Origin of the sequence: Streptomyces sp. NPDC047043, from assembly GCF_040644055.1 — a bacterium.
Lineage (GTDB): Bacteria > Actinomycetota > Actinomycetes > Streptomycetales > Streptomycetaceae > Streptomyces.
In genome coordinates this window covers 1-8,987 of the sequence record NZ_JBEYVO010000083.1, presented here as the reverse complement: position 1 = coordinate 8,987, position 8,987 = coordinate 1, and the positions used below count along the sequence as shown (strand labels likewise).

General features: G+C 68.9%; 5 protein-coding genes. 3 read left to right on the top strand and 2 right to left on the bottom strand.

Translation table 11 applies throughout. The annotated features are described in order from the left end of the window. A partial coding sequence (locus tag ABZ880_RS54250) for an RICIN domain-containing protein (RefSeq protein WP_361279377.1) occupies positions 1 to 558 on the top strand: 558 nt, incomplete at its 5' end. 157 nt (positions 559 to 715) lie between these two features. On the opposite strand, the gene ABZ880_RS54245 is transcribed toward ABZ880_RS54250, so the two are convergent. Then, positions 716 to 3,583 carry an RICIN domain-containing protein gene (locus tag ABZ880_RS54245; protein ID WP_361279375.1) on the bottom strand — a complete coding sequence of 956 codons (2,868 nt, stop codon included), beginning with the start codon at positions 3,581 to 3,583 and terminating at the stop codon, positions 716 to 718. Between the two features lie 173 nt (positions 3,584 to 3,756). Beyond that, positions 3,757 to 4,386 (bottom strand): RICIN domain-containing protein, encoded by a 630-nt coding sequence (locus ABZ880_RS54240; protein ID WP_361279373.1) that lies wholly within the window; start codon positions 4,384 to 4,386, stop codon positions 3,757 to 3,759. Positions 4,387 to 4,977: 591 nt separating this feature from the next. On the opposite strand from ABZ880_RS54240, the gene ABZ880_RS54235 reads away from it, so the two are divergent. After that, positions 4,978 to 7,857: an RICIN domain-containing protein gene (locus ABZ880_RS54235; protein WP_361279370.1), complete on the top strand. Its 2,880-nt coding sequence runs from the start codon at positions 4,978 to 4,980 to the stop codon at positions 7,855 to 7,857. Positions 7,858 to 8,114: 257 nt separating this feature from the next. Then, positions 8,115 to 8,987, top strand: an 873-nt coding sequence (locus ABZ880_RS54230; RefSeq protein ID WP_361279379.1) for an alpha-L-fucosidase, incomplete at its 3' end; no start/stop codon positions are given.

Genomic DNA, 8,987 nt, shown 5'->3' with positions numbered 1-8,987 from the left:
TGGACCGCCCGCGACGTCGGATACGTCCGCATCAAGGTCAACACCGCCACCGGCGACTACGCCAACATCGGCAACCTCCGCATCGGCGCACGCACCACCACACCCGCGCTGCGCTCCCGCGTCCTGCCCGGCGACAGCACCGTCTACCGCCTCACCGCCCGCCACAGCGGCAAGAGCGCCGACGTCTCCGGCGCGGGGACGGCCAACGGCACCGGCGTCCTGCAGTGGCCCTGGAAGAACACCGCCAACCAGAAGTGGACCTTCGCCGGCACCGGCGACGGCTACTACGAGATCCGCGGCGTCGGCAGTGGCAAACTCCTCGAGATCGGCGGCCTCTCCCGCGCCGAGGCCGCCACCGCCGGCATCTGGAGCGACGACGACGTACCCCAGCAGCACTGGGCCGTCACCCCCACCGGCGACGGCTACTACCTCCTCACCAACCGATTCAGCGGACTGGCCCTCGACGTCACCGACGGCTCCACCGCCGACGGCGCCAAACTCGACCAACAGACCTACACGGGCGCCACACGCCAGCAGTGGCAGATCATCGCCCTCTGACACCGTTTCCTCATCGACCGGGTCTCGCGCCGGAGACCGGTCGTACCTCCCGCACAGCCGATGCCGTCGCGGCCGACCTGAAGCAGGTCGGTCGCGACGGCAGTCCTCCAGGCGGGCGCTGTCCGGGGCACGGCAGAGCACGCGGGACCAGGGCCGTTCACACGGCGACCACCTGCCACTGTTGGTTCGTGCCACCGCCGGCGGGCCACTGGATGACACGGGTGCCGTTGTCCGTGGAGCCGCTCTCGACGTCCGCGCACAGGCCGTTGCGGATGTTGACGAGCCGGTGGTAGCCGCCGCCCGCGTCAACCAGTCGCCAGTGCTGGTTGTCCCCGCCCGTGTCGGACCACTGGTCGAGTTGTGCACCCTGCCCGGATCCTCCGGGGCTGTCGAGGAGTTCGCCGCTGTGGCGGGCCGCGATCCGGAAGGATCCGTCGGGCTCGGGCAGGAACCGCCACTGCTGGTTGGTGCCGCCCGTCGGGGTCCACTGGATGATCCCGGCACCGTTGGCGGTGGCGGCGTCGGACACGTCCAGGACCTTGCCGCTGCGCCGGTTGACCAGCCGGAACCAGCCGCTGAGCAGCGACACCGTGATGTCCGTCCGCAGGCCGGCCGTCAGCGAGACCTTCCTGGCGTGAGTGCCCAGGGGAGAGACCGCGACGCTCGCGGAGGTGGCCACGGTCGTCATGCCGCGCCGGCTGATCAGGGTGATGTCCTGGTCGACGGCGGAGGTGACGCTCAGCTTCGCGGTCCGTGCGTCCAGGTCCCAGGCGAGGCTGTGGCTCCGTACGCGGTTCCTGCCCAGGACGCCGCTGATCGAGCCCTTCGGCAGCTGGTCGGGCAGCGCGGGGAGGATCTCCAGCACCCCCGGGCGGGAGTAGACGAGCATCTCGGCGAGCACGCCGGGCAGAGCGTGGGCGGCGTCCGCGTTGTAGATCTCCAGGTCGGGATTGTGCGCGGTCATGAAGGACCCGAACACCATGTTCTTGCCGAGGATCTTCAGCAGGTTGGTGGAGACGCCGGCGCCGTCCTTCAGCCGGGCGCGGGCCAGGGCGCGGTGCAGGTCGGCGTGGGCCGTGAACGTCTCGTCGAGGCGCAGGTCCAGGGCGGTGGCGGCATGGCCTACGAGGTCAGGCCGGTCCTCGGGGTTGATCTCGTGCAGCGGCCAGGCGCCGTACATGTGCTGGCAGTGGTTGTGCTTGTACTGGTCGTCCAGACCGGGCCAGGACCATTCGGCGAGCGCGCCCTGGCTGTTGATCCGGTACTCGGGAAGCCTGCCGAGCAGCCCGGTCCAGCGTTCGACGCCCTCGCCGCTGCCCTGCTCGACACCGAGCGCGTCGGCCGCGTCGACGGCGGCCCGCAGGGCGTGCCTGCCGGCCGCGATGTCACCGGTGGCGTTGACGGAGAACTGGGTCCTGCTGTTGCCGGGCGAGTTCTCCATGGAGAAGGAGGGCACGAAGACGACCTTGCCGCCGGAGTCCTCGCGGGTGAGGAAGTCCTCGTAGAACAGGGCCAGTTCCATCAGGGCCGGCCCGAGCCTGTCCTTCAGGAACGCCTGGTCGCCGGTGATCTGGTAGTGCTCCAGGAGCGGGTACAGCAGCCAGTCGGCCGCGCCGGTCCAGCACTGGCCCGGCCAGGAGGTCTGGAAGTGGAGCAGGTGTCCGTGCTCGCCGTCCGTGCGGGGCGGGGCGAGGAAGCCGCGGGCGCCGTAGATGTTCCTGGCGTTCGTGCGCCAGTCGGCGAGCTGGCCCAGTACCAGGTCGAAGTAGCCCTGCATGGCCTCGCCGAGGTCGAGGACGTTGCCGCCGGCCACCTGGAAGTTGACGTTGGCGTCGGTGGTGAAGTCGTCGGCCCAGGCGCCGTTCCACGAGCCGGTCCAGATGCCGGTGAGGCGCGGTGGCAGCACGCCGCTGGAGCTGACGAAGAGGTAGCGGCCGGAGTCGTAGAGCCGTTCGAGCAACGCCACGTCGACCACGGAGCGGTCGGCGTTCTGACGGGCGATCAACTCGCTGACGGACAGGCTCCGGTCGGCGGCGGACACGTTCAGGTCGAGGCGTGAGCGGTCGTAGAGCTCGGTGTGGATCGCGGTGTGCCGGGAGCGCAGGGCCGTGTAGTCGGTGCCGAGCCCGGCCAGTTGGGCGTGCAGCGGCTCGGAGTCCCAGCCGGTGGAGGTCTCGTAACGGCCCAGTTTGGTGAGCAGGAGCAGTCCGGTGGCCCGCGCCACCACGATCGTGGAGCCCGAGACCGTCACGGTGGCGTCGGTGCCGGTGGCGATCACACGGGTGACGCCCTCGTAGCCGTAGGCCCCCTGGCCCGTCGGATAGGTACCGCGCAGGTTCAGGTAGCCGGAGCCGTCGCCTAGCGTGGCCCGGGTGGTGAAGCCGATGGTGGAGGGGGTGCCGTCGAGGGCGGTGTTCACACTGAGCGTGGTGTCGACCGTACGGCCCTGGGCGGGGAGGAGTTGATGGACGATCACCTGGTCGGCCCGGGAGACGAAGGCGCGACGGGTCCAGGTGCCGTACTGGTCCGTCCAGCTGGAACTCACCTCGCCGGTGCGGAAGTCCGTGACCCGCCCGTAGTCGTTGACCGTGGTCATGCCCGGGGTGTCGAGGCGCAGTTCGTAGGCGGGGTGGTAGGTCTGCGTCCAGCGCAGTGTCCAGCCGGCCGCGAAGTCGCTGTTGGCGCCCGTGAAGTCCCCGGCCAGCGCCTTGTCGCGGACACCGTCCAGGCGGCCGGAGAGCACCGGCGGAATCAGGTCACGAGTGCCGTTGGGCAGCACGAGGCGGTGGTGGTTGAACACCACCTTCTCCTGCGCGGGCGCACCGTACAGGACGGCGCCGTACTCGCCGTTGCCGGTGAGGAAACCGTCCGTCCAGGAGGAGGCGGGGGCCGTGTCGTGGATGCCCCGGTCGGGGAGGGTGATCTGCGGCGGGGCGGCCGAAGCCGGGGCCGGGAACAGGGCGCCGGGCAGGGTCACGGCTCCCGCGGTGAGGGCGGCGGCGGTCAGGAACTGTCTGCGGTCCATGCGGGGGTGCTCCACAGGGACTCCTTACTGCTGGCGAACGCCAGGTGGTCGTTCGGTGCGGAGGGTCTGGTACGGCGAGGGGGCGTCGGGTGGACTCCTCTGCCGGGCAGGGGTGTCGGGTTCCGGGCGGCTCTTCCCGGAGGCACCCGGAACCGCGGTGGCCGATGGGCCGGTCAGGCGGACCCGTGCCCGAACTCCAGGTGGGTGCCGGAGCCGCAGGGCCACTGGATGAGTTCGACGCCGTTCGCGGTGGGGGCACCGGAGACATGGAGGCACTTGCCGCTGCTTCGTGAGACGAGCTGGAGCCGGCCGTCCGAGGTGTCCTTGACCTGCCACTGCTGGTTGGCTCCGGTGCCGCGCGGCCACGGGATGACCGGGTTGCCGTCGGCGGTGGAGTTGTCGGCCACGTCCAGGCACTTCCCGCTGTGCCGGGCGGCGAGTCGGACGAATCGGCTGCCCGCGTCCCTGGACCAGAAGTCCTGGTTCAGGCCGCTGTCGCAGGTGTACCGGACGATGCCCCCGAGCACGTCGAGGCACTTGCCGCTGTGGCGCGCGGTGAGCGGCTCCCACGCAGCGGCAGTCAGACGTACTGCGAGGCGTTGACGTGCTGCCCGAACCAGCAGTGGTCGGAGCCGACTTCGATCGCTGCGCCGCCATGGGTGCGACGACGGCTCGACTGGAGTCCGTGAACTGGGTCGCGTTGGCCACGGTGGCCGAGACACCGGGGCGGAAGATCCGGAGACCACCGGCGCGAGCACGGCCAGGGCGACCGGGACCAGACAGGCGAGGGCGTGTCGGAGCATCGAGGTCCCTTCGATGACACGGTTCGCTAATTGTTTGGTTATGTGCGGCTCCGTTGGAGACGCTAAGCACTTCCCGTGTCCGCGTCAATGGCTGCGACAGGCACGTTTCGGCGTCCACCGCTGGCACCCGAGGCGCCCCGGACCTGACGCACCGCCACCTCGTCCACCGCAGCCATTCATCCCATGTCATGCACAGCCAGAGCGCATCAACTTCCGCCCAACAGGTGATTTGTCTGAGGAACTTGGAGCCGACCTCTGGACAGAAGCCCGACCTATGCCGCTTAATCCATCCCATGCCGTCGCTGCGTACGACGCATCGTGTGTGGCCCCACTCGCGTTGCTCCGCGGCGGCGTTCCGTCCTGCTCCCCGTTTGCAGGACTCGACCCGCACCCGCGCCCCGCGCTGCCCGCGAGCGGCCAGGAGAGAAACTTGACAGAATCCACCAGGCACTGAAGTGCGCTCGCCGGCACCGTGACCATGACCGCCGTCGGCATCGTCGCTCCCCCTCCCACGGCCCGCGTCCGACCGCGCGCCCGACATCCCCCGGCGTCCTCGCCCCCACCCCCTTGCACCAAGTGAAGGACGGGAAAGTGTCCCAACCCATAACCCGCCTGGGCAGATCCTGGCGGTCCCTGCTCAGCGCCCTGACCCTGACCGTGGCCTCGACGCTGGGCGTCGTGACCGTCGGTCAGCTCCCCGCCCACGCCGCGTCCGACAGCGTCACGATCGACGGCACCGGAACCGGCCGTACCTTCGACGGAGTCGGGGCGATCAGCGGCGGCGGCGGCAACAGCCGACTGCTGATCGACTACCCCGAGCCGTACCGGAGCCAGATCCTCGACTACCTGTTCAGGCCCGGATACGGCGCCTCCCTGCAGATCCTCAAGGTCGAGATCGGCGGCGACACCAACTCCACCTCCGGCTCCGAGTCCAGCCACGAGCACGCCGCCGGTGACCTCGACTGCGACCGCGGCTACGAGTGGTGGCTGATGGAGCAGGCAAAGGCCCGCAATCCGAAGATCAAGCTCGCCGCGCTGGCCTGGGGCGCCCCGGGCCACCTGGGCACCTTCAACTCCACCGCCACCGTCAACTACCTGACAGACTGGCTGGGTTGCGCGTCGCAGCACCATCTGACCATCGACTACCTGGGGGGTAGTCAGAACGAGAAGGCCTACGACAAGACCTTCTACGAGAACCTGCACGCCGCCATCCACACGGCGGGCTACTCGACGCAGATCGTCGGCAACGACCAGGTCGGTTGGTCCATCGCCGACGACATGCTCAAGGACCCGGCCTTCGCGTCGAGCGTGGACATCGTCGGAGCCCACTACCCCTGCGGCTACCTCAACGCCATGAGCAGCTGCCCGAGTTCGTCGAACGCGGTGGCCACCGGCAAGACCCTCTGGGCCAGTGAGAACGGCTCACAGGACTACAACGCGGGGGGCGCCCCGACGGTCCGGGCGATCAACCGGGGGTACCTCGACGGCAAGATGAGCGGCTACATCAACTGGCCGATCGTCGGGTCGATCTACGACAACGTGCCCTGGCCCACGGCCGGGCTGATCTACGCCAACCAGCCCTGGTCCGGGTATTACGACCTGGGCAGGACGATGTGGGCGATCGCGCACACCACCCAGGTCACCTCGCCGGGCTGGAAGTACATCGACTCCGCCTCCGGGTACTTCGGCGGCAACCGCGCCAACGGCTCGTACATCAGCTACCAGGCGCCCGACCACAGCGACTACAGCGTCGTCGCCGAGACCCTCGACGCGACCGCCTCCCGTGACGTGACCTTCACCGTGACCGGCGGCCTGCCCGCCTCGGCGCAGGTGCACGTGTGGGCGAGCAACTTCAACTCCGGTGACATGTCCGACTACTGGGTCAAGCAGTCCGACATCACGCCGAACGGCGGCTCGTTCACCGCCACCCTCAAGCCGGGCTACGCGTACTCGTTCACCACCCTGTCCACCACCGGCAGGGGCACCGCGGCCAGTCCGCCGCAGGCACCCCTCGCACTGCCGTACAGCAACAGCTTCGAGTCGGACACACCGGGCCACGAGCCGCAGTACATGGCCCAGCAGCAGGGCGCCTTCGAGACCGTCGCCTGCCCCGGCGGCCGGTCCGGGCAGTGCGTACGCCAGATGGCACCCACCACCCCGATCACCTGGAACCACACGGGTACGCCCTACTCCGTCGTGGGCAACCCGAACTGGACCGACTACACCGTGAGCGTCGACGCCTACCTGGCGCAGTCCGGCGCGGTGCAGGTGATCGGCCGGGCGGGCGCCGAGCCCTCCGGCGAGTCGGCGAAGATGGCCAAGTACTACCTGCAGGCGGACGACACCGGCGCCTGGTCCATCGTCAAGAACGACACCGACGGCACCCTGACCACCCTCAAGTCGGGCACCGCCGGCGCGCTAGGCACCGGCAGCTGGCACAAGCTGGCCATCTCCTTCGAGGGCTCGACCATCACCGCGAGGATCGACGGCAGCACCGTCGGCAGCGTCACCGACAACTCCTTCACCGCGGGTGAGGCCGGACTGGGCACGGCCGGCTACCAGACCCAGGCGTTCGACAACCTGTCGGTCACCGCGATCGGCACCCCGGCTCCGTCGGGCGGATACGCCGTCCTGAACAAGAAGAGCGGGAAGGCACTCACGGTCGACTCCTCCGGGAACATCACCCAGTCCGCCTACACCTCCTCCAGCGCCCAACAGTGGCAGCTCACCGGGAACCAGACCGGCTGGCTGACCCTCACGGCCATCGGTTCGGGCAAGGTGCTGGACGTGCCCAACGCCTCCACCGGCCGCGGTGTCCAGCTCAAGCAGTGGAGCGCCAACGGCGGCACCCACCAACAGTGGCAGCTGCGGGCCGACGGTGACGGCGCCTATCAGATCCTCGGCCGTAAGGCCGGCCTGGTCGCCGACGTGTCCGGCGGCTCCACGGCCGACGGGGCACCCGTCATCCAGTGGACCGCCAACGGCGGCGACAACCAGGCGTGGACCCTGGTTCCGGTCCCCGTGGAAGGCGCCACCTACGCGCTGACCAACCGCACCAGCGGTATGGCCATGGACGTCAACGGCGGCTCCACGGCCGACGGGGCGAAGGTCATCCAGTGGCCGTACAAGGGCAGGACCTGTACCTGGGTCTGCACCGCCGCGACCAACCAGCAGTGGCGCGTGCAGTCGGTCGACTCGGGCTACGTGAAGCTGGTCAACATCAACAGCGGCAAGGTCCTCGAATCCCCGGACGGCAACAGCGGTACCCAGCTCGACCAGTCCGCGTACACCGGAGCCAATACGCAGCAGTGGCGGTTCGTGTACAACTCCGGCGGTTACTTCAGCCTGGCCAACCGGGCCACCGGGTACCTGGCCGACGTCAGCGACACCTCCAGCCAGGGCTCCGCCGTCATCGCCAGGGCCTCCACCGGAGGCAACGGCCAGCTGTGGCAGCTGAGGCCTGCGTCGTAGGTGACCATGACCGAAGGGCTGTGCTCCCAGGGCGGTACCCCGGGAGCACAGCCCTTCATACATGCGATGTATGCCCAGCTCGTTTGCCTAATTTGCCATGCATTGCCACTAATAACCCCCTGGTTCATTGATATTCATCCCTCCATTGGGGTTGACCTGTCTGACACACGGATGAGATTCATAGGTCACATCAGCCTCTCCTCTCTCCGAAGCACCGGGAGTGAATCGTGTCCGGAAGTCTGTCCCGCCGCCGGCTCATGGGTCTCGCGAGTGCCGCCGTGGCCGCCTCCGCCCTGCCTGTTGCCCCCGGCCTGGGTACCCTCGCCCAGGCAGCCACCGCCACCCCGCAGGACAAGCTGAGCAAGCTGGTCGACCTGCGGTTCGGCATGTTCAACCACTTCAACCTGGGCACCTTCACCGACGAGGAGTGGGCGGCCCCGCACCAGGACCCCGCACTGTTCGCCCCGACCGCCGTCGACTGCGCCCAGTGGGCCGCCGCCGCGGCCGCCGCGAAGATGAGCTACGGCGTCCTGACCACCAAGCACCACGACGGCTTCGCCCTGTGGCCCACCGCCTACGGCGAACAGAACGTCGCCCACAGCATGTACCGGCACGACATCGTCGACCAGTACGTCAAGGCCTTCCGCGCCAAGGGCCTCAAGGTCGGCCTGTACTTCTCCGTCTGGGACCGCACCCACACCGTCGAGGCCTACGACACCCGCCACGGCGTCGGGACCAAGGAGGCCATCCAGCCCGCCGACATGACGTACATCCTCGGCCAGATCACCGAACTCCTCACCGGCTACGGCAAGATAGACATCTTCGTCACCGACGGCTACGCCTGGCAGATGGGCCAGCAGGCCGTCTCCTACCAGCGCATCCGCACACTGGTGCAGTCCCTCCAGCCGGACTGCGTCATGGTCGACATCGGCGGCCTGTCCGTTCCCTTCCTCAGCGACGCGATCTTCTTCGAGGAGCCGCTCGGGATCACCGCACCGGCAGGCAACACCTACGCCGGGATGCAGGGGCAGACGGTCAGTGACGGCTGGTTCTGGCACCCCAGCACACCCACGACGGACCCGATGAGCAAGGCGTCGATCCTCTCCCACCTCGCCGACCTCGAACCCAAG